This is a genomic window from Mannheimia massilioguelmaensis, assembly GCF_000940515.1.
Classification (GTDB): Bacteria; Pseudomonadota; Gammaproteobacteria; order Enterobacterales; family Pasteurellaceae; genus Basfia; species Basfia bettyae.
In genome coordinates, this window is record NZ_CDQL01000003.1 from 95905 (window position 1) to 115853 (window position 19949).

A 19949-nucleotide genomic window follows, 5' to 3' on the forward strand; every position below is an offset into this window, starting at 1 on the left:
CCTTAGTGATCTGATTTTAAACCTGCACCACACATGGTTATTAAGCAATCTGGTGTATCACCATAAAGTTCGCAATAGTGTAAATAAGCAGCATAATTTGCGGCAGTCGTGTGTTCGCAGTAAATCCCTTTTAATGCTAATTGTTGACGAGCTGCTAAAATTTTATCTTCAGGAGCATGAATAAAATGTATTGGGTATTTTTCTGCATAGTCTAAAATTTCTTCTGAACGCATTGGTTGACCGATTGCGATACCTTCAGCGATAGTTGGTTTTACATCTACCTTAACCGCAGTCTTTTTGGCCTGTTTATTTGCTTGTAATAATGGATCACAGAATTCACTTTGCAATGCAATAATAGTTGGGAATTGACTGATTACGCCACTTTCCAATAAATGTTCTAAACCTTTTATTACACCAAGAAATAATGTGCCATTACCTACAGGTACAACAATATGTTGTGGTATTCTGCCAAGTTGTTCAAAGGTTTCATAGATATAAGTTTTTGTTCCTTCGTAAAAAAATGGATTATAAACATGGTTGGCATAATATACGCCTTCTTGTTCTACCTTAGCTCGGCAGATGTCAGCGCAATGGTCACGGCTACCGGGTACAATATTTACTTTTGCACCATGTGCTTGGATCATATTGATTTTTTTGGGAGATGTGCCTTCAGGAACAAAAATTTCACATTGGATCCCTGCTTTTGCTGAATAAGCCGCTATACTATTGCCTGCATTTCCACTACTATCTTGTGCAACGCTATCTACACCAATAGATTTACAATGGCTTATCAATACTACCGCACCTCGGTCTTTGAATGATAAGGTTGGCATAAAATAATCCATTTTTAATAAGACATTATCATCTAAACGTACAATTGGTGTCATCCCTTCACCAAGTGAAATTGAGCGCCAGGTTTCGTCTTGTAATGCCATAAATTTGCGATAACGGAATAGACTCCATTCGTTTTTGTCAATTTCGTTAAGTGAGAATTTTGGTGGCTGGAAATCTAGTTTCCATAGCCCACCACATTCGCATTTTGCAAGACGAGTTGAAATATCTTCAGTTTTATTGCATTTTGCACAGATCAATTTCATATTCTTCTCCTAGTTAACTGATATTTCAGCAATTGCATCAATTTCAATTAATGCGTTGTAATGTAAGATTCCACAGGGAACAATGGTGCGAGCAGGTTTGTGTGTACCAAAAAAGGCAGCATATTCTTGGTTAACAGTATCCCAGTAAGATACATCGGGAATGTATAAACGGCATTGTACAACATCGTTTTTGTTAACACCTGCGGCATGTAATACAGTTGCCAAGTTTTGCAATGCCTGACGGGTTTGGTCAGCAATATCGCCTTTAATTTCTCCAGACTCATTTATTGGTAATTGTCCAGATACATATAGCATTCCATTGGATTCTACGGCAGGACTATAGTGTCCTTTACTTTGATTGGGAAGGATAATTTTCATTAGCGTTTTCCTTTAAGTTCATCTAAATAACTGTAAATTGTTACTTTGTTTACGCCTAGTTTTTCTGCTACTTTTTCAATACCACCTTTCATTAAGAATACGCCTTTTTCTTCCATAAAACGGACTTTTTCGATTTTCTCATCACGGCTCATCATTTGTGGAAGTTCATCTCCCATTACACTTTCGATTAAACGGTTCATCATTGCTGAAAGTGGCATTTCTTCATGTTTTACTTGTTGAGGTGGATTTAGATTTGGTAAAAATTCATTAAAATAGGCAATTTGAGTCGTAATTGGTGTGGTATCGATATTGATACATAAGGCACCAATTAATTTAGGTTCTGCTTGAGGGGTGCTATCTTCATCGAAAATAAGTTGTGTAGAAGAGCGAATAAGCTTGCCTTGGCTTTCAAAATAGTAATTTGCCACAAAATTGTTTTTTAGACGATCTGACATAATTACTTGAGTGACTAAATGGTCAAAATTTTGCCCAAGTTGGCGATTAGTCACATGACCTGCGACATATATGACAGAATGTTCTGGATTGGTAAGATCATGTAATACAACCTCGCAACTTTTACCAAATGTTTCTACTAGCATATCTGCCATTGAGATATAAGGGATTAATTTAGGGATCATATATTCCTCTATGATGTATAATTTATTCTATGATATAGAATAAATTATATATTATCAATAGTAAAATAGAAAAACTTATATAAGTAAAAAGTATTGTTGGTATCTAGCTTCAAAGAGGAAGAGAGATGATTAATGGCATTTGATATTTAGAATAATAACGGTATCATTTATGATAAATTGTTATACCGTAAAAGAAACTCAACATGGAAAAACTATTTGATATTAATGAGCAAGGATTAAGCGTTCGCTGTAAGTTATATTTTGAAAAAGATATTCAGCACATTGAGAATGTAGTGATTGTTTTACATGGTTTTGGTTCATCTAAAGATTTAAAATCAAACACAAAATTTGGTGAACGTTTGATTTCAAAATATAAAACTTATGCAGCACTTGCCTTTGATTTACCTTGTCATGGAACTGATGCTCGTAAGAAGCTATCAGTGGCAGATTGTTTAGTCTATCTACAATTAGTGATCAATTATGCTACCACTAAACTTAATGCTAAAAACCTTGATGTTTATGCAACCAGTTTTGGTGGTTATTTGGCATTGAAGTATATTGCTGAAAATGGCAACCCCTTTCATAAAATTGTTTTACGTGCCCCTGCGATTAAAATATTTCGTACTTTGATAGACAATTTGTCTGATGAGGAACGGAATAAACTCGCTAAAGGCAAGGAAGTGATGTTGGGATTTGAACGTAAAATGAAAATTAGTAAGGATTTTTTCGACGAACTGGAACAAGGTGATATCAGCAAAAACGATTATCTGGATTATGCCGATGATATATTAATTTTACATGGTACAGATGATGAAATGGTGGCGTTGAGCATATCGCAAGAATTTGCTGAAAATAATGTGATTGAACTTGTTGCGATAGAAGGTGCAGATCACCCCTTCTCTAACCCAAAATTGATGGACTTAGCTATTGGAAAAGCTGTAGATTTTTTGGGAAATATTAATTCTGGGCATGGTTGATTGCTCTTTTTCTTAAAAGTGCGGTAGATTTTGAAAAAATTTCAGGTCATCAATGGGATTCTTTATACTGATGATCTTTTTTGTTTCCTAATGCCAATAAAGTACTGAGACCTAATACAGAATATATTAATCCTTTTTTTGTCAGTAAGTGTTTGCCTAGCACATTCAACGCAAATGTTTTTACCACTGGAGAAGCCAGTAAAGCGATACTGGTTTCTTTTGTGATTTTTAGAGGTTGCATTATTTCACGCTTAGTTTGTTGGGTTTGTGCTTGGAATTTCATGCGTAAAGCATTACCTTTCAAAATCAGTAATTCTTTTTCATTAAGCGGGCGAGATTCCATAACTTACTCCTTAATATTATCTTGTTTCAATTGCGTGGCTTTTTTCATCGCTTCAATATCTAATTTTACTTCTTGTAATGTGGCTTTCATGAAATGTCGTTGTTTTTTTAATGATGACATTACGATGCCACCCAAAATAAAGACGAATAGGATGCCAATACCACTAATCAAGAAAAACACCCAAACTTTTTGTTCTTCGGAGAGGATAGTATTTAAGCCAAATAATAAGCTAATAAAAGAGATGAGTAAGAAAATAGAAGACAATAACACTAATGCTAATGTTAATATAAGTTGATTTTTTTGCTCATTTAATTCAATACGAGCCATTTCAAGACGAACTTGTGCCAGCTCAAGTAGCGTAAATGCGCTGTTTTTAATTCCTGATTTTAAATTTTGTAACATGTGCATAGTGATGCCCTCATAATAAGAAGAACAATAGGCTACATCAAAATGAGAGGTAGCCATCTGTTAGATTATTAGGGACTATCTTCTGCTAATTAATACACCAAGTAATAGTCCAACCACACCAGCTACACCAATAGCTTTATATGGATTTTCTTGAACAAGTATATCTGTTTGTTTTACTACTTGTTTTGCACTTTCAACGGTTTCTTCTTTTAAATTTGAAAGCTGTCCTTTGACATCATCAATTTGTTTGTTTAATTGCGTTCTGAGTCGTTTTAGCTCTGTTGTAGAGGTTTCACTTTTTTCATCTAAAAGTGCTTCTGCACTTTTTAAGATTTCTTTGATTTCATTGGTTAACTCTTCACGTTTTGCATCTAAGTCTTTGCTCATAATATCCTCCTTGGTTTAAATTTAAGGGATAAAGCAAAAATATTTTGGAGCTATAAACTAAATTTTAAGCTCACTTTCAGCATACACATTTAAATAAAAATGTCAAATTTGTGTAAGAAAAATGTGAAATAGCATATAAAACAATTTGTTTTTCCTATCAATATAATGATTTTTAAGAGAAGATAAATTTAAATTTTTAAGTCTTATTTAATCCGTTTTTATTGATTTATTTCGTTATCTTCTTCTCGGAATTTGTAGTATTAATTCCATAAAAAATAAAATTTAGTAATTAATTTATATACTTATAATAACTGGTATGATGTGGAATGATTATTAGAAATGATATTATGAAGAAAAAATTAAGTGCTAAGTAATAACTTTTTGAAATTTTATTTTGTTAAAAATATGTTACATAGTATGATCTTGATATATTGTAAATGATGATTGTAAAAGGAAATTTATATGACCATTTTAGATATAGAAGCAGTTAAAAATCGTATTATTCAAGGTGAAGAATTGAATAAGCAAGATGCGTTAGAACTAGCTTTACATGCCCCATTGCAGGCACTTTGTCACGCTGCAAATGAAATTCGTGAACAGCTTTGTGGGAAAAAATTTAACCTTTGTAGCATTATTAATGTGAAATCAGGGCGTTGTCCTGAAAATTGTAGTTATTGTGCACAGTCAGCCAGATTTGAAACGGATTGTGAAACTTATGATGTGCTCAGTCAAGAAGCCGTTTTACAGTTCGCACAATCTCATGAAGCAGAAGATACCCATCGTTTTTCATTAGTTGCAAGTGGGCGAGGTATTAAAGAAAATAGCCGAGATTTGAATAAATATTGTGCTATTTATGAAGCTTTAGAAGATAAAACATCACTGCATCTTTGTGCTTCACTGGGTTTAGCTGATGTGCCTGCTCTCAAACAATTAAAAGCAAGTGGCGTGCAAACTTACCATCATAATTTAGAATCTTCTCGACGATTTTATGCCAAAATTTGTACGACTCATACTTATGAAGATCGTGTACAAACTTGTAAAAATGCACTTGCGGTGGGCATGGATATATGTAGTGGGGGAATTTTTGGTTTAGGTGAAAATATGGAAGATCGTATTGACATGGCACTAGAACTACGTTCGCTTGGCGTAACCAGCGTGCCAATTAATATCTTGACACCAATTAAAGGTACACCGCTAGAAAATGCACCACCTCTAACAACTGAAGAAATTTTACGTTCTATTGCGATTTATCGATTTTTATTGCCAAAAGCCTATTTGCGTTTTGCTGGAGGACGCAATAATTTAGGTTCAGAGGTAAAAACTGCATTAAAAAGTGGGATAAATTCTGCTTTAACGGGTAATTTTCTTACGACGCAAGGCGATACCATTGATAGTGATAAAAAAATGATAAAATCTTTAGGTTTTGATCTTGAATTAGGGGATGATCGCCGAAGTAAACTCACTCCTCTCCATAATCGTTATAAATCTAATTTTACAACTTACTATAAGCAAGGCATAATACCTACGATTAATCGATCCAAGTAGGATGAAGGAATGTTAGAAATCAATGTAGAAAAGCAACTTGGTGAAATGCATTTACAAGCGAATATCATGATTCCATCGCAAGGGGTAACGGCATTATTTGGTTTATCAGGTTCGGGAAAATCTTCATTAATTAATTTAGTCAGTGGTTTATTGACGCCAGATCAAGGTTATATACGGCTAAATGGAAAAACCTTAGTGGATATTTCACAAAAAATGGATTTACCCATTCATCAGCGTAAAATGGGCTATGTTTTTCAAGATGCTCGCCTATTTCCTCATTACACCGTAAAAGGCAATTTACGTTATGGAATGCCTAAAGCTCATGGAGAAAATTTTGAACGGATAGTTCAATTATTAGGCATTGAAGCCTTGCTAAAACGTTATCCTATGACTTTATCTGGTGGTGAAAAACAGCGAGTTGCCATTGGACGTGCTTTATTAACCGCTCCTGATATGCTATTGATGGATGAGCCTTTATCGGCTTTAGATGCACCTCGCAAGCTCGAGTTAATGCATTATCTACAAAAACTTTCTAAAGAAATCGAAATTCCTATTTTATATGTCACTCATAGTTTGGAAGAGCTGAAAGCTTTAGCACAGCGAGTTATCTTATTGGAGCAAGGTAACGTGATTGCCTATGATGAATTAGATAATATTCTTGAAAGTCCAGTATTTTCACCTTGGATAAACTCATCTATAGCATAAAACTGCGGTAGGATTTTGGGAAATTTTTCGAAAATCTACCGCAGTTTTTACAGAAGAATATTATTTTAATAATGTATTCATCAAGTTATAAAAATTTTCTGCTTCCCATGCACTACGTCCTATAAATAATCCATCAATATTAGGCTTGATAAATAATTTAGGTGCATTTTCAGGGTTGACACTTCCTCCGTAAAATACAGGAATTTCTTTTCCCGCAGAGCCAAATAGTTCTTGTAGACAAGCTTTAATAACAGCATGCTTTTCATCAGCATATTCGGCTGAAGCTGGTTTGCCAGCCGTTCCAATTGCCCATACTGGTTCATAGGCAATACGTAACAAGGATAATTGTTCTTTATTTACTCCAGATAATCCAATTTTTAATTGTGTTCTTAAAACTTCATTTGAGATATTGTAATCTTTTTGCTCTAGGGTTTCTCCAATACAAAGGAGAGTAATAAAATTATGCTTTAAAGCTGATAATACTTTAGCATTTTCTTCTTGATCAGCTTCATTGAATATATGTCGTCGCTCAGAATGTCCAATCATTACTAATTGAACCCCGAGCTCTTTCAACATCAATGGGGAAATATCACCAGTGAATTGCCCTTCATCATTGGGGTTCATATTTTGAGCTCCAATTATAATTGGATTAGGCGAATTGAGAGACTTAATTGTATTTACTGCATCACTAAGAGTGGTATAAGAAGGAATAACAAATAATTCAAAATTATGTTGCTGATGCAATTTATCGGCGTAATGAGATAACTTTGTTAGATAATCAATGACAGCTAGATTACCCTTATACATTTTTAGATTTGTGCCAAAAAAGATTTTTTTAGTCATTTTATTGCCTCTATTTTTCAATGTGTTATTTGACTATATCAAGAGAAGTCACTTCTTTTATGATAGATTGATATTTAGAAGATAATCCTCGATCTGTGATAATTTTATGTACCTTATTTAATGGTGCGGTAACTAATAAATGCTCAGTAACAAATTTATTACTACAAGTTAATACATATACTTCTTTAGATATTTCGAAAATTAAGCGTTTTATTTGCATTTGATCATTCGCAATAGAGGTAATACCTATTTCTGGATTAATTCCATGAACTCCAATGAATGCTTTTGTTGCTTTAAAGTTTTTTAACATATTTAATGCAGTTTCTCCCATTGTTGCAGGGATTTTTCCTGCCATTAATCCTCCAATAAACATAATTTCTATATTGCTTAAATTTGCTAGTTCACAAGCTACATAAAGTGAATTAGTAATCACAATCAGATATTTATTGGCATATTTTTTTATGGTTTGAGCCAAATGGAAGCTGTTTGAAGAGTCATCTAAGATTATCGTATCTCGTTCATTAATATATTGATAAGCCTGTTCAGCAATTTTTTCTTTATTTTCACGATCTTTAAAAATATTACCAGGCAATAAATTCAACTTCAGTATTTCAGGAACGGGTTCTATTCCACCATGTGTACGTATCACTAAGCCTGCTTTTTCTAAATTTCTTACCGCAGTTCTTATGGTGACTACAGAACAATTTAACAGCTCACTGAGTTCTAAATTATTTAAGTATTGGTGTTTTTCTAACAGAGATAAAATATTTTCTTCTCTTCTATTCATTGAATATACCTTCATTATTTAAATTTCTTTTAGGTTGGTATTTATATTACCTTAAATATCAAAATATTTTCGTTTTTTTTCTTTAAAAGTTTGATCTATATCTCATTTTAGAAAAAATACTATTAATAATAATGACAGTACAAAAAAAGAGCGTATCATAAATTTATCTTTTTAATTAAACGAAAAAAAACGAAAGGAGTTTATAAATGAATAAAAAACCTATTATTGCATTAACTATGGGAGATCCTGCGGGTATAGGCCCTGAAATTACGGTTGATACAATGTTGAGCAAAGAAATTCATAATATATGTAAACCATTTGTTATTGGTAGTATTGCTATTTTAGAAAGAGCTGCAAAAGTTCGTGGTGTTTCAATCCAATTCAATAAAATTCAAGATCCCTCCGAAGCTAAATATGAATTAGGTACATTTGATGTATTAGAAACAGGAAATTACGATATTGATTCGATCAAATGGGGAGAAGTTCAAAAATTAGCAGGGCAAATGTCCTACGATTGGGTATTAAAGTCTATTGAATTAGGCATGGCAAAAAAAATTGATGCTGTATCAACTGCCCCTATTCATAAAATCGCCATTAAATTAGCTGGTGTTAAAGAGCCAGGTCATACAGAAATTTATCAAAATGAAACACATTCAGATTATGGGCTAACTATGTTTAGTTGCCATAAATTACGTGTATTTTTTGTTAGCCGTCATATGTCAGTGATTGATGCATGTAAATATGCAACTAAAGAACGTGTGCTACAGGATGTGAAAAATATCGATAAAGAATTACGCAATATTGGGATTGAAAAACCATTGATAGCTGTTGCCGCTTTAAATCCACATGGTGGGGATAATGGATTATTTGGACGTGAAGAAATTGATGAATTAATTCCAGCAGTAGAAGCAGCAAAAGCAGCAGGTATTAATGCAACAGGCCCAGTACCAGCAGATTCAGTCTTTCATATCGGTAAATCTGGTAAATATGATGCCATTCTTTCTTTATATCATGACCAAGGTCATATTGCATGTAAAACATTAGATTTTGAAAAATCTGTCACTATTACATTTGGTTTACCATTTATGCGCAGTTCTGTAGATCATGGAACTGCATTTGATATTGCAGGTAAAAATATTGCTAACGGTGTGAGTATGATTGAGTCCACTAAAGTGTTGGCTGAATATACTGCTAAATATATGAATAAAAAAAGCTAATAATTATTAGTTCAATGTGAGGAGTCTATTATGCCTATAATTGGAGTTGTCGCAGATGATTTAACTGGAGCCACAACTACAGGAGTTTTATTAGCTCGTTCTGGTTCTAAAACAACGGTATTTTTTAATACTGAAGCAGCTCAAAGATTAAATGCTGAAACGGATTCAGAATCTTTATTAATTAGTACAAGTAGTCGTCCATTACCTAAGCATGAAGCCTATAAAAATGTGCAAAAAGCTACCGCACTTTTAAAAGAAATGGGTGTGCAATATTTTAGCAAAAGAACTGATACAACAATGCGAGGCAGTATTGGTGTAGAAATTGATGCAATGTTAGATATTCTACCTGAAAAGACGATTGCTGTAGTTGTTCCAGCAATGCCTCAATCTCGTCGTATTTTAGTGGGGGGATTTTCAGTAATTGATGGTGTTGCGTTAACTAATACTCCTGTTGCCCGAGATGTTCGTACACCCGTGAGAGAAGGATATATCCCAGCACTATTAGCTAGTCAAACTCGTCGTAAAGTTGGCTCTGTGACCTTAACAGATGTGATGCATGGTGTATATGAAATTCGGATTGCCTTAATGGAACAAATTAATCAAGGCAAAGAGGTTATTGTTATAGATGCTATTACTTTGGAAGATGTATCAAATATTGCACAAGCATGTTTAATGCTTGATAACCCTATTTTAGCAGTTGATCCTGGCCCATTTACAGCAGCATTAGGCTACCAACGGGGATTAATTCATAGAGAAGAAGAAAATATTCCACGAACAGTGGGTAAAAATGTTGAAGGCAAAACGGCTTTGGTTATTGCAGGTAGTGCTACACCAGTAACTAAATTACAGATGGACGTCCTTTGTCAAGATAAACGTAATGTCTCAATTTCAGTTGACCCTTCACTATTAATAGATGGAGGCGATGTTGCAGACACGGAAGCGAAGCGAGTAGTTAATCTTGTTAAAGATTATATGGCAAGAGATATTCCTCCAAGAGCTATTTTATTAGAAACCGCTTTACATGGACCTTTATTAAATTTAGATGCAGAAGATGCAAAACGTAAATTTGTTCATGGTGAAAGTGCAGAACGTATTAATGCAGGATTAGGCATGATTGTTGCTGATATTTTTAAACAAGTAGGTAATGAGCGTTTTGCGGGTATTTTTGCAACCGGGGGCGACACAATGGTCAATGTATGTAACCAATTGAATGTGTCTGCTATTGAAATGATTGATTATGTTATTCCCCAATCAGATGTTGGACGTTTAGTTGGTATATTCGATAACAAAATGCCAATTATAGGTAAAGGTGGTTTAACAGGAGATGAAAATACCGCTTGTAAGATTGTAGAACGTCTTTTCTTAGAAGCTTGTAGAGATTAATAACTGAAGGAGTAATTATAAATGAAAATTGCAATTGGATGTGATGAAGCTGCATATCGTTTGAAAGTTGAGATTATGAAGCATCTTGATACATTAGGTATTGAATATGATGATTTTGGTGCAGCAGAGGGTGACATAGTGCTTTACCCTGATGTGGCTGAAGCAGTAGCTAAAGCCGTAGCTGATGGTAAATATGAACGAGCAATCTTGACTTGTGGTACAGGTATTGGAATGTGTATTACAGCAAATAAAGTGCCTGGTGTACGTGCAGCAGTTTGCCATGATTTATTTTCAACTGAAAGATCAAGAAAAAGTAATAATGCACAGATTATGTGCCTCGGAGAACGTGTTATTGGTGTTGAATTAGCTAAATCTTTAATTGATGTTTGGTTTAAATGTGATTTTGCTGGGGGCGGTTCTACGCCTAAAGTTGCTCGCATTAATGAAATTGATAAAAAATATCATAAATAAAGCATCGCAATAATGAGCCATCATTATTAATGATGAAATAATGGTGGCTCTTATATACAAAAACTTATAGGAGAGAATCTATGGCAATACGTAACGAAGATGGTAACATTGACCTCAAACTTATTGAAAGAATGATGAAAATTCCCGGTGGGTTAGTCATTATTCCATTATTATTAGCTGTTGCAATTAAAACATTTTTTCCTGGTTTCTTTGAAATCGGTGGTTTTACAAGTGGTTTATTCCAAAAAGGTCAGCCTGCAATGATGGGGATTTTCCTTATTTTATGTGGCGCTTCTATTAATGTCAGACAAGTTGGTATGCCACTTTATAAAGGTGTTGTGTTAACCAGTATAAAATTCTTTTTAGGGGTTGCTTTAGGTCTTTTAGTTGGTAATGTTTTTGGTGCTGAAGGTATTTGGGGGCTTTCTCCTATAGTTTTAATTGCTGCAATTACTAACTCAAATAGCTCACTTTATATTTCTCTTTCATCTCAATTTGGTAATTCTACTGATACTGGTGCAATATCAATTCTTTCTTTAAATGATGGTCCATTCTTTACTTTAATTGCTTTGGGAGCGAGTGGTTTAGCTAATATTCCATTTATGGCTGTTGTGGCAACATTAATTCCATTATTAATTGGTTTTATATGGGGAAATATTGATATTAAATTCCGAGAATTATGTGGTAAAGCACAGCCAATCATTATTTTCTTTATGACTATTGCAATTGGTTCAGGTACTGATGTGACTACTATTTTAAAAGCTGGGGCTTCAGGTATCATCTTGGGTTTACTTTCAACAGTGACTGCTGTTGTATTTTTTTATGTATTTAATATTTTGTTACCTAAGAAAGAACGTAATGCAATGGGAGCGGCTATTGGTACGACCGCATTAAATTCTGCTATGACTCCAGCAGCTGTAGCAGATGCCGATCCTACATTTACTCCACATGTTCCTTTGGCTACAGCCCAATGTGCTACCGCATCAATTATTACTTTATTTTTATGTCCATTTGTAGTGGCATTTTTTGATAGACAAATGCGTAAAAAACAACTAGGCATCTATTCGCCTGAAGGTTGGGCAGGACAAGCAATGTCTGTTGAAAAAAACTGATCTTACCTAATAACATTAATAAAAAGAGAGAGCGTCTCTCTTTTTATTTTATCCTTATCAATAAAATTGGAGAATGATAATGACAACACAATTAGAAACATTACGTAGTATGACCGTTGTAGTGGCTGATACTGGGGATATCGAAGCTATCAAAAAATATCAACCACAAGATGCCACAACTAACCCTTCATTAATTTTAAGTGCTTCTGCTTTGCCTCAATATGCCACTTTAATTGATGAAGCTATTGCCTATGCTAAGCAACAAACCCATGACAAAGCACAACAAATTATTGAGGCTGAAGATATCTTAGCCGTTAAAATTGGTTTAGAAATTTTAAAAATTGTTCCTGGACGTATTTCTACTGAAGTGGATGCTCGTCTTTCTTACGATACTCAAGGAACCATTGAAAAAGCACGTAAACTAATTCGTCTTTATAATGAAGCTGGCATTTCAAATGACCGTATCTTAATTAAAGTAGCTTCAACTTGGCAAGGTATTCGTGCTGCTGAAGTACTTGAAAAAGAAGGAATTAACTGTAACTTAACCTTATTATTCTCTCAAGCTCAAGCTCGTGCCTGTGCAGAGGCGGGAGTTTATTTAATTTCTCCTTTCGTTGGTCGTATTTTAGACTGGTACAAAGCAAATACAGATAAGAAAGAATATCTTCCTTCTGAAGATCCTGGTGTTATTTCGGTTACTAGTATCTATCACTATTACAAACAATATGGTTACCAAACAGTAGTAATGGGAGCAAGTTTCCGTAATATTGGTGAAATCACTGAATTAGCAGGGTGTGATCGCTTAACTATCGCACCAAGCTTATTACAACAATTACAGGAGAGTACAACAGCGCTACCTCGTAAATTAGCTTATACAGGTGAAGTGAAGGCTCGTCCAGCACCAATGACAGAAGCAGAATTCTATTGGGAACATAATCAAGATCCAATGGCAGTAGAAAAATTAGCGGAAGGTATTCGTAAATTTGCGGTTGATATTGAAAAATTAGAAGCAATGTTAAGTGCTAAATTATAATTATTACTCAGTAACTATATAAAATTAAACATAGTATATTTTAATAGTCAGGAGAACAAAATGGCAGATCATAAAAGACTGGCGAATGCGATACGAGCACTCAGTATGGATGCAGTGCAAAAAGCGAAATCAGGTCACCCAGGAGCGCCAATGGGTATGGCAGATATTGCAGAAGTATTATGGCGTAAATTTTTAAAACATAATCCGAATAATCCGAAATGGGCAGATAGAGACCGTTTTGTACTTTCTAATGGACACGGCTCGATGTTAATTTATAGCTTGTTACATTTAACAGGTTATGACCTTTCAATAGAAGATTTAAAAAACTTCCGTCAATTACATTCTAAAACCCCAGGGCACCCAGAATACGGTTATGCCCCAGGAGTTGAAACCACGACAGGGCCTTTAGGGCAAGGGATAACCAATGCAGTGGGAATGGCGATAGCAGAGAAAACCTTAGCGGGTCAATTTAACCGAGAAGGACATGAAATTGTTGACCACAACACTTATGTATTTTTAGGTGATGGTTGCTTAATGGAAGGGGTTTCTCATGAAGCTTGTTCATTAGCGGGGACATTAGGTTTAGGCAAATTAATTGCATTTTATGATGACAACAACATCTCTATCGATGGTCATGTTGATGGTTGGTTTACCGATGACACCGCAAAACGATTTGAAGCTTATGGTTGGCAAGTGATACGCAACATTGATGGACATGACCCACGCCAAATCAAATCCGCCATTGTACTGGCGAAAGCAGAACAAGCGAAACCGACCTTAATCATCTGTAAAACTATCATAGGTTACGGCTCACCGAATAAATCTGCCTCTCACGACTGCCATGGAGCACCGCTAGGTGATGAAGAAATCGCCTTAACGCGTAAAGCCTTAGGTTGGGAGTACGCTCCTTTTGAAATTCCTGCAGATGTTTATGAGAAATGGGATGCCAAAGTGGCGGGACAATTAGCGGAACAAGCTTGGAATGAAAAATTTGCGGCTTATGCAAAAGCTTATCCTGAATTAGCGACAGAATTTACCAGACGAATCAATGGTGAATTACCAGCGAACTGGGCGACAGAATCAAAAGCATTTATAGAGAAATTACAAGCGAATCCGGCAGCAATAGCAAGCCGTAAAGCTTCTCAAAATGCCATTGAAGCCTATGCCCACCTATTACCTGAATTTTTAGGCGGTTCAGCAGACTTAGCGAGCTCAAACTTAACCTTATGGTCAGGCTCAAAACCGATACGAGCGAAAACCAACCTTGATGGCAACTACATCAACTACGGGGTAAGAGAATTTGGCATGTCAGCCATCATGAATGGTATCGCCTTGCATGGCGGGTTCATTCCTTACGGAGCGACCTTCTTAATGTTTTACGAATATGCCCATAATGCCGTACGTATGGCAGCCTTAATGAAACAACGTTCATTATTTGTGTACACACATGATTCTATCGGCTTAGGAGAAGATGGACCGACACACCAACCTGTAGAACAAACCGCTTCTTTACGATTAATCCCTAATTTAAACACCTGGCGCCCAGCAGACCAAGTGGAATCAGCTATTGCATGGCAACAAGCGGTGGAACGCAAAGAAGGACCAAGTGCCTTAATATTCACTCGTCAAAATCTGGCTCAACAAACGAGAACGTCAGAACAACTGGCGAACGTGGCACGTGGTGGTTACATCTTAAAAGAAAGTGCAGGCACAGCAGATTTAATCCTGATTGCAACGGGTTCAGAAGTGGATTTGGCAATGAAAGCGGCAGAAGAATTAGAGAGTGAAAGCATCAAAGTACGAGTTGTTTCCATGCCAAGTACGAACGTATTTGATAAACAAGAAGAAGCTTACCGAGAATCCGTGTTACCAAGTTCAGTGACAAAACGAGTAGCAATAGAAGCGCAAATTGCGGACTTCTGGTACAAATATGTCGGAACTCAAGGACGGATTATTGGAATGAATAGTTTTGGTGAATCAGCACCGGCAGAGCAATTGTTCAAACTCTTTGGATTTACCGTTGAGAATGTAGTTGCGAAAGCGAAAGAAATCCTTTAATGAAATAGAAGGATAGTTAAATAAAACTGCGGTAGGATTTTGGAAAATTTTTCGAAAATCTACCGCAGTTTTTATTGATTAATATTCACCATCAGCAATTTTATTTAAGGTGGTAATGGAAGGAATAAAAAATAATTGACCTGACATCACCGTTGAGAAAGTGAGTAAATAGTCACTCTGTTCAACCATTTGAATTAACATTTGTTTCATGACGGTCCAATGATTTGCATAGCCAATGAAGTATGTCCCGGTTTTTCCTGATGATGGGTCAGAAAAAGGTACATTCATACGAATGATTTGTTTTTCTTCACCATTTACCTCATATTTGGAAACTACGCTATGAGCATTGGTAAATTTTTCATCATCTTCTAGTTCGAGATCATTAAACTTTTTACGACCGATAGCTTTTTCTTGTGTTTCTGTTGGTAGGGTATCCCAGTAATCCATATCATGGCGCCATTTTTGTGCAAAGGCATAAGAGCCATTAATAAATTCAGGATCTTCTTCCCCAATTAATGAGCATTCAAGTTGTTCAACACCTGTTGGAACCTCTGTTCCATCAATAAAGCCGATAATCGAACGCCCTTCAAAATAACGAAAACCTTTGGTTTCATCGATGACTTTACTCACATCTTTCAAGGATTTACGGAATAATGAGAGAACTTCATAAATCACCATTTCATCATTCGCACGGATATGTAGAAAAATATCCCCTTTGGTACCAGGCATTTTATATTCAGGCCCAGCTAATCCTTCAAAAATTTCCAATTCAGCGGGAACGGGAGCATCGGGGAATAAATAATCCCAAGCTTTACGGCTAAAGCCAAGCGTTGCTTTTAAATTAGAATCTTCTGCTCTAATGCGTAATGAGCGAAGGATAGCTTGATAACGATCCGCAAATTCAATAATGGCTTCTTTTTCAACCGCTTGATCTTCACGCTTAAGTTCTAAGATAGTGAATTGTACGTTTTTACCAATATCTTTCCACACATCTTGAGCAAGTAGAGTATTAATTGTCATAGTTGTTCCTTTTTATAGAGTAGAGGATAAGACAAGTATACACTTTTTATACTAGGGGTGCGAATTTGTACTTTATGGTATAAAAGTGCGGTTATATTGAGGAAAATTTTATTAACGTAATGTTGGTATTTTGATGATTTTAACTTTCTAATTTGTTGCATATTATTTATACTTTCCACTCATTTTTTATTTAAAGGTTAGCTGTCATGGGTGTGTATGCTTATATTTGCTTACTGTTTAGCATCTCCATTTTTCTCGCTTTTTTAACTAGCAAATTAAGCGATCGTATTCAATCTACTATTGCCATTACCGCCTCTGCCATGGTGAGTTCACTAATTTTAATTGGGCTTGGATTATTAGATTGGTTTCATCTTGATCACATGGCGGCTCACATTATGCAAGAATTGGATTTTAAAAATTTCTTGCTAAACGGTATGCTAGGTTTCTTATTATTTGCTGGTTCTTTAGGAATTAAATTACCTTTAATGAAAGAACAACGCCGTGAAATTGCGGTGTTCGCTCTATTTTCCACCTTAGCCTCAACCTTTCTAATCGGTGGCTTAATTTATATGGCTGCTGATTTAATTGGTTTTCACATCAACTTTATTTATTGTTTATTGTTTGGGGCTTTAATTTCACCTACAGACCCTATTGCCGTATTAGCGATTATTAAAAATTTAAAAGCACCTAAACGCTTATCTATGCAGGTAGAAGGTGAGTCATTATTTAATGATGGTGTTGGCTTAGTGATTTTTACGACAGTATTTTCCGTTGCTTTTAGTGGCGAAGAACCTAGTCTCATGTCCGTACTTGGATTGTTTTTACATGAAGCCGTTGGAGGCATTTTATTTGGGTTATGCATTGGTTTTATTGCCCATGTATTGATTTCTGCAACAGATGATGGAAGTTTAGAAATTTTATTGACTTTAACCATTCCTACCGCTGGCTTTATTTTAGCTAACTGGTTGCATATTTCTGGTGCATTGGCGATGGTTACTGCTGGGATTATGATTGGTAACTGGACACGCCGACAAGGCTTTTCTGAGCAAAGTAAACAACACCTCGATCACTTCTGGGAAATGATTGATCATTCTTTAAATTCTTTATTATTTTTATTAATTGGATTAGCGCTTTTGTTAGTTGAGTTTAATGCTGAAAGTTCAATTTTAATGTTAGTTGCCATTCCAGTTTGTTTACTGGCTCGTTACGTTAGTTTATGGGTTCCTTATCAAATAATGTTACGTTTTCGTACTTATAATCCTTATACCTTACGGATTTTAACATGGGGTGGTTTACGTGGAGGCTTAGCATTGGCGATGGCGTTATCAATTCCTGATAAGCTTGTCACTATTCAAGGCGAGGGCATTACTGCGGATTTACGAGATGTAATTATTCTTATGACTTATGCGGTGGTGACTTTTTCTATTTTAATACAAGGAATGACGGTGGAAAATATGATTGAGCGAGCTAAAGTCGTGGATCCTAAACGTGATGCTTATGTAAAATTAGGTGGAACACGAGATTATCCACCACATATCTAAAACAAAAAGTGCGGTATGATATTCAAAAATTTTTGTACTATGCCACTGTTGCCAAATACAATTTAACTAAAATTGATAAAATCCTGATTAATTAATTTGATCAGGATTTTTATTATGGCAGAATGATGACCAAACTAGTTATAGCTTAGTATTAAAAACATTGTCATTGTTAAGATTGATTCTTATTTGCAAAAGAATCAGTAATCTTATAGACTACCGAAACCCATCAGCTCTTTTTTAATAATTTATGAATAATTATCAACGTGTTATTTTAAGTATTATATTGTTTGCTACTTCTGCAATATCTCATGCAGAGCCATTGGATCGAACTCAGCAGAAAATTGATGCGGACCAGCAACAGCGCCAGCAACAATATCAACGACATCAGGCTAAAGTGCTACAACCTCAAGCAGATGTACGGTTAGATACCGAACTAAATGAATCACTTAGCTTATCGAATAAAGAATCTCCTTGCTATCCTATCCATCAAATTACTTTAATTGATTACGGTTCCTCCATCCCCAAAAGCCAATTCCAATGGGCATTAGATAAAGCAGCTGAACACCTTCATTTTACCTTGCCCCATTGTTTTGGTAGTCAGGGATTAGGCATTTTGATAAAACAAATTCAAAATGAAATTATTGAGCAAGGTTATGTAACGACTCGTGTTGTGACACAAGAACAAGACTTAAATTCGGGTAAATTAGCCTTAACGGTGATTATAGGTAAAGTTCGTAATACAATTATTACAGATAGTAGCCTAGTTCCACGTTTTACTCGATTACATGCATTCACAGGGTTAACATTTGATTCAGGTGATGTGCTGAATGTACGAGATATTGAACAATCTTTAGAAAACCTCAAACGTGTGCCAACCGTTGATGCTAATATTGAAATTATTCCTAGCGAAACTGATAACGCAGAGATTGGTGAGAGTGATTTAAAAATTACCTACAATCAAGCTTTCCCATTTCGTTTCAATTTAGGGCTTGATGATGCTGGTTCAAAAGCTACAGGTAAATGGCAAGCAAGTGGTACACTTTCTATTGATAATATTTTTTCAGCAAATGATTTGTTTTATAGCTCATTTACTCATTCTATTAAGCAAAAAGGTGATGATAAAGGCAGTCGTGAATCCAAAAACTTCACTCTTTATTACTCTATTCCATTCGGTTATTGGCAATTAGCGTTGTCACATACTCAAAATCGTTATCATCAACAAGTTTTTGAGGCTTTTGATAATAATTATATTTATTCAGGTGAAAGTGACACTGACAAGCTGATGCTTTCTTATCTTCTTTATCGAGATAGTCGAAGAAAAACGACGATTTCTACCGCACTTTGGTCTCGTCAATCACAAAATTATATTGATGGTTCCGAAATTACAGTACAAAAACGCCGAATGGCAGGTTGGGAAGTTGGTATTTCACATAAAGAATATTTAGATTCTGCAAGCCTTGAATTTTCGGTGAATTTTAAACGAGGTACAGCAGCTCGTGGTGCTTTGTCAGCACCTGAAGAGGCTTATGGAGAAGGCACCTCTCGACCTAAAATTATTACTGCAAGTGTGAGTTTAACAAAACCATTTCAAATAAAAAATCAAATGTGGGAATGGCAAAGTAGTTTAAATGCTCAATGGAATAAAACGCCTTTAATTCTGCAAGATAGATTTTCAATTGGTGGTCGTTATACTGTGCGGGGCTTCGATGGCGAGCTTACGCTTTCTGGAGAACAAGGTTGGAATTGGCAGAATGAACTAATTTGGCATTTTAACCCGAATCATGCTCTTTATTGGGCGATGGATGCTGGTAGAGTTTCGGGTTGGTCAACAGAAAATCAATTGGGAAAACATTTAATCGGAACTGCGATAGGACTTAAAGGCGCAGTGAAGGGGTTTTATTATGATGTTTTTGTGGGCAAACCAATTGAAAAGCCTCAAGGTTTTCGTACCTCAAATACTGTAGCAGGATTTAATGTTGGCTATAGTTTTTAAATGTGTTAGATAA

19 protein-coding genes and 1 pseudogene are annotated in these 19949 nt (G+C 35.4%); 11 read left to right on the top strand and 9 right to left on the bottom strand.

The features are described from left to right. Window positions 1-2: 2 nt before the first annotated feature. From BN1226_RS00720 to BN1226_RS00730, 3 genes are read right to left on the bottom strand one after another with little or no spacing between them, the layout of a single operon-like run. Entirely contained in the window at window positions 3-1097 is a 1095-nt protein-coding gene (locus tag BN1226_RS00720; protein ID WP_044469591.1) for a threonine synthase, read from the bottom strand. A gap of 9 nt (window positions 1098-1106) precedes the next feature. Then, the gene (locus tag BN1226_RS00725; protein ID WP_044469592.1) at window positions 1107-1475 is read right to left on the bottom strand and encodes a RidA family protein; all 369 of its coding nucleotides are present in this window, start codon (window positions 1473-1475) and stop codon (window positions 1107-1109) included. Further along, on the bottom strand, window positions 1475-2113 hold the full coding sequence (locus BN1226_RS00730) for a helix-turn-helix transcriptional regulator (RefSeq protein WP_044469593.1): 639 nt from the start codon (window positions 2111-2113) through the stop codon (window positions 1475-1477). The genes BN1226_RS00725 and BN1226_RS00730 overlap by 1 nt, the downstream gene beginning before the upstream one ends. 203 nt (window positions 2114-2316) lie before the next feature. On the opposite strand from BN1226_RS00730, the gene BN1226_RS00735 reads away from it, so the two are divergent. Next, the gene (locus tag BN1226_RS00735) at window positions 2317-3090 is read left to right on the top strand and encodes an alpha/beta hydrolase (protein WP_044469594.1); all 774 of its coding nucleotides are present in this window, start codon (window positions 2317-2319) and stop codon (window positions 3088-3090) included. A 49-nt stretch (window positions 3091-3139) separates the two neighbouring features. On the opposite strand, the gene BN1226_RS00740 is transcribed toward BN1226_RS00735, so the two are convergent. The 3 genes from BN1226_RS00740 to BN1226_RS00750 all read right to left on the bottom strand — a co-directional run bounded on the left by BN1226_RS00740 (window position 3140) and on the right by BN1226_RS00750 (window position 4228). Continuing rightward, entirely contained in the window at window positions 3140-3433 is a 294-nt protein-coding gene (locus BN1226_RS00740) for a hypothetical protein (protein WP_044469595.1), read from the bottom strand. Between the two features lie 3 nt (window positions 3434-3436). Then, window positions 3437-3835, bottom strand: a complete 399-nt coding sequence (locus BN1226_RS00745) for a phage holin family protein (protein WP_420835333.1) — start codon at window positions 3833-3835, stop codon at window positions 3437-3439. Window positions 3836-3916: 81 nt separating this feature from the next. After that, on the bottom strand, window positions 3917-4228 hold the full coding sequence (locus BN1226_RS00750; RefSeq protein ID WP_044469597.1) for an ElaB/YgaM/YqjD family protein: 312 nt from the start codon (window positions 4226-4228) through the stop codon (window positions 3917-3919). 462 nt (window positions 4229-4690) lie between these two features. On the opposite strand from BN1226_RS00750, the gene bioB reads away from it, so the two are divergent. Both bioB and modC read left to right on the top strand, forming a co-directional pair. Continuing rightward, window positions 4691-5773 carry a biotin synthase BioB gene (gene bioB, locus BN1226_RS00755; RefSeq protein ID WP_044469598.1) on the top strand — a complete coding sequence of 361 codons (1083 nt, stop codon included), beginning with the start codon at window positions 4691-4693 and terminating at the stop codon, window positions 5771-5773. Window positions 5774-5782: 9 nt separating this feature from the next. Next, a pseudogene (modC, locus tag BN1226_RS00760) lies at window positions 5783-6469 on the top strand (molybdenum ABC transporter ATP-binding protein); the annotation flags it as partial. Between the two features lie 69 nt (window positions 6470-6538). Here modC and BN1226_RS00765 read toward each other — a convergent pair. Together BN1226_RS00765 and BN1226_RS00770 are read right to left on the bottom strand one after the other, a co-directional pair. Continuing rightward, on the bottom strand, window positions 6539-7321 hold the full coding sequence (locus tag BN1226_RS00765) for a triose-phosphate isomerase (protein WP_044469600.1): 783 nt from the start codon (window positions 7319-7321) through the stop codon (window positions 6539-6541). Between the two features lie 25 nt (window positions 7322-7346). Next, window positions 7347-8108 carry a DeoR/GlpR family DNA-binding transcription regulator gene (locus BN1226_RS00770; RefSeq protein ID WP_044469601.1) on the bottom strand — a complete coding sequence of 254 codons (762 nt, stop codon included), beginning with the start codon at window positions 8106-8108 and terminating at the stop codon, window positions 7347-7349. A 206-nt stretch (window positions 8109-8314) separates the two neighbouring features. Here BN1226_RS00770 and pdxA point away from each other — a divergent pair, with 206 nt between their 5' ends. From pdxA to tkt, 6 genes are all read left to right on the top strand, one after another. Beyond that, complete coding sequence (gene pdxA / locus BN1226_RS00775; protein ID WP_044469602.1) at window positions 8315-9325, top strand: 4-hydroxythreonine-4-phosphate dehydrogenase PdxA; 1011 nt, start codon at window positions 8315-8317, stop codon at window positions 9323-9325. Window positions 9326-9355: 30 nt separating this feature from the next. Next, a complete protein-coding gene (locus BN1226_RS00780; protein ID WP_044469603.1) occupies window positions 9356-10708 on the top strand; it encodes a four-carbon acid sugar kinase family protein in 1353 nt (450 codons plus the stop codon). Window positions 10709-10729: 21 nt separating this feature from the next. Continuing rightward, on the top strand, window positions 10730-11179 hold the full coding sequence (rpiB, locus tag BN1226_RS00785; RefSeq protein WP_044469604.1) for a ribose 5-phosphate isomerase B: 450 nt from the start codon (window positions 10730-10732) through the stop codon (window positions 11177-11179). Window positions 11180-11259: 80 nt separating this feature from the next. After that, the gene (locus BN1226_RS00790; protein ID WP_044469605.1) at window positions 11260-12291 is read left to right on the top strand and encodes a 2-keto-3-deoxygluconate permease; all 1032 of its coding nucleotides are present in this window, start codon (window positions 11260-11262) and stop codon (window positions 12289-12291) included. Window positions 12292-12370: 79 nt separating this feature from the next. Then, a complete protein-coding gene (tal, locus tag BN1226_RS00795) occupies window positions 12371-13324 on the top strand; it encodes a transaldolase (protein WP_044469606.1) in 954 nt (317 codons plus the stop codon). 60 nt (window positions 13325-13384) lie between these two features. Then, on the top strand, window positions 13385-15382 hold the full coding sequence (gene tkt / locus BN1226_RS00800; protein ID WP_044469607.1) for a transketolase: 1998 nt from the start codon (window positions 13385-13387) through the stop codon (window positions 15380-15382). A gap of 78 nt (window positions 15383-15460) precedes the next feature. Here tkt and BN1226_RS00805 read toward each other — a convergent pair whose 3' ends face one another. Further along, window positions 15461-16402: a Dyp-type peroxidase gene (locus BN1226_RS00805; protein WP_005761162.1), complete on the bottom strand. Its 942-nt coding sequence runs from the start codon at window positions 16400-16402 to the stop codon at window positions 15461-15463. Between the two features lie 206 nt (window positions 16403-16608). Here BN1226_RS00805 and BN1226_RS00810 point away from each other — a divergent pair, with 206 nt between their 5' ends. Then, a complete protein-coding gene (locus tag BN1226_RS00810) occupies window positions 16609-17943 on the top strand; it encodes a cation:proton antiporter (RefSeq protein ID WP_044469608.1) in 1335 nt (444 codons plus the stop codon). A 247-nt stretch (window positions 17944-18190) separates the two neighbouring features. Continuing rightward, window positions 18191-19936, top strand: a complete 1746-nt coding sequence (locus BN1226_RS00815; RefSeq protein WP_044469609.1) for a ShlB/FhaC/HecB family hemolysin secretion/activation protein — start codon at window positions 18191-18193, stop codon at window positions 19934-19936. Window positions 19937-19949: the final 13 nt, after the last annotated feature.

Bases quoted from the DNA above. Each gene is read 5' to 3' on its own strand.
- rpiB (WP_044469604.1), top strand. From the start codon at position 10,730: ATGAAAATTGCAATTGGATGTGATGAAGCTGCATATCGTTTGAAAGTT.
- BN1226_RS00810 (WP_044469608.1), top strand. From the start codon at position 16,609: ATGGGTGTGTATGCTTATATTTGCTTACTGTTTAGCATCTCCATTTTT.
- BN1226_RS00765 (WP_044469600.1), bottom strand. From the start codon at position 7,321: ATGACTAAAAAAATCTTTTTTGGCACAAATCTAAAAATGTATAAGGGT.
- tal (WP_044469606.1), top strand. From the start codon at position 12,371: ATGACAACACAATTAGAAACATTACGTAGTATGACCGTTGTAGTGGCT.
- BN1226_RS00745 (WP_420835333.1), bottom strand. From the start codon at position 3,835: ATGTTACAAAATTTAAAATCAGGAATTAAAAACAGCGCATTTACGCTA.
- BN1226_RS00730 (WP_044469593.1), bottom strand. From the start codon at position 2,113: ATGATCCCTAAATTAATCCCTTATATCTCAATGGCAGATATGCTAGTA.
- BN1226_RS00750 (WP_044469597.1), bottom strand. From the start codon at position 4,228: ATGAGCAAAGACTTAGATGCAAAACGTGAAGAGTTAACCAATGAAATC.
- BN1226_RS00780 (WP_044469603.1), top strand. From the start codon at position 9,356: ATGCCTATAATTGGAGTTGTCGCAGATGATTTAACTGGAGCCACAACT.
- bioB (WP_044469598.1), top strand. From the start codon at position 4,691: ATGACCATTTTAGATATAGAAGCAGTTAAAAATCGTATTATTCAAGGT.
- BN1226_RS00805 (WP_005761162.1), bottom strand. From the start codon at position 16,402: ATGACAATTAATACTCTACTTGCTCAAGATGTGTGGAAAGATATTGGT.
- BN1226_RS00740 (WP_044469595.1), bottom strand. From the start codon at position 3,433: ATGGAATCTCGCCCGCTTAATGAAAAAGAATTACTGATTTTGAAAGGT.
- BN1226_RS00720 (WP_044469591.1), bottom strand. From the start codon at position 1,097: ATGAAATTGATCTGTGCAAAATGCAATAAAACTGAAGATATTTCAACT.
- tkt (WP_044469607.1), top strand. From the start codon at position 13,385: ATGGCAGATCATAAAAGACTGGCGAATGCGATACGAGCACTCAGTATG.
- BN1226_RS00790 (WP_044469605.1), top strand. From the start codon at position 11,260: ATGGCAATACGTAACGAAGATGGTAACATTGACCTCAAACTTATTGAA.
- BN1226_RS00770 (WP_044469601.1), bottom strand. From the start codon at position 8,108: ATGAATAGAAGAGAAGAAAATATTTTATCTCTGTTAGAAAAACACCAA.
- BN1226_RS00735 (WP_044469594.1), top strand. From the start codon at position 2,317: ATGGAAAAACTATTTGATATTAATGAGCAAGGATTAAGCGTTCGCTGT.
- BN1226_RS00725 (WP_044469592.1), bottom strand. From the start codon at position 1,475: ATGAAAATTATCCTTCCCAATCAAAGTAAAGGACACTATAGTCCTGCC.
- pdxA (WP_044469602.1), top strand. From the start codon at position 8,315: ATGAATAAAAAACCTATTATTGCATTAACTATGGGAGATCCTGCGGGT.
- BN1226_RS00815 (WP_044469609.1), top strand. From the start codon at position 18,191: ATGAATAATTATCAACGTGTTATTTTAAGTATTATATTGTTTGCTACT.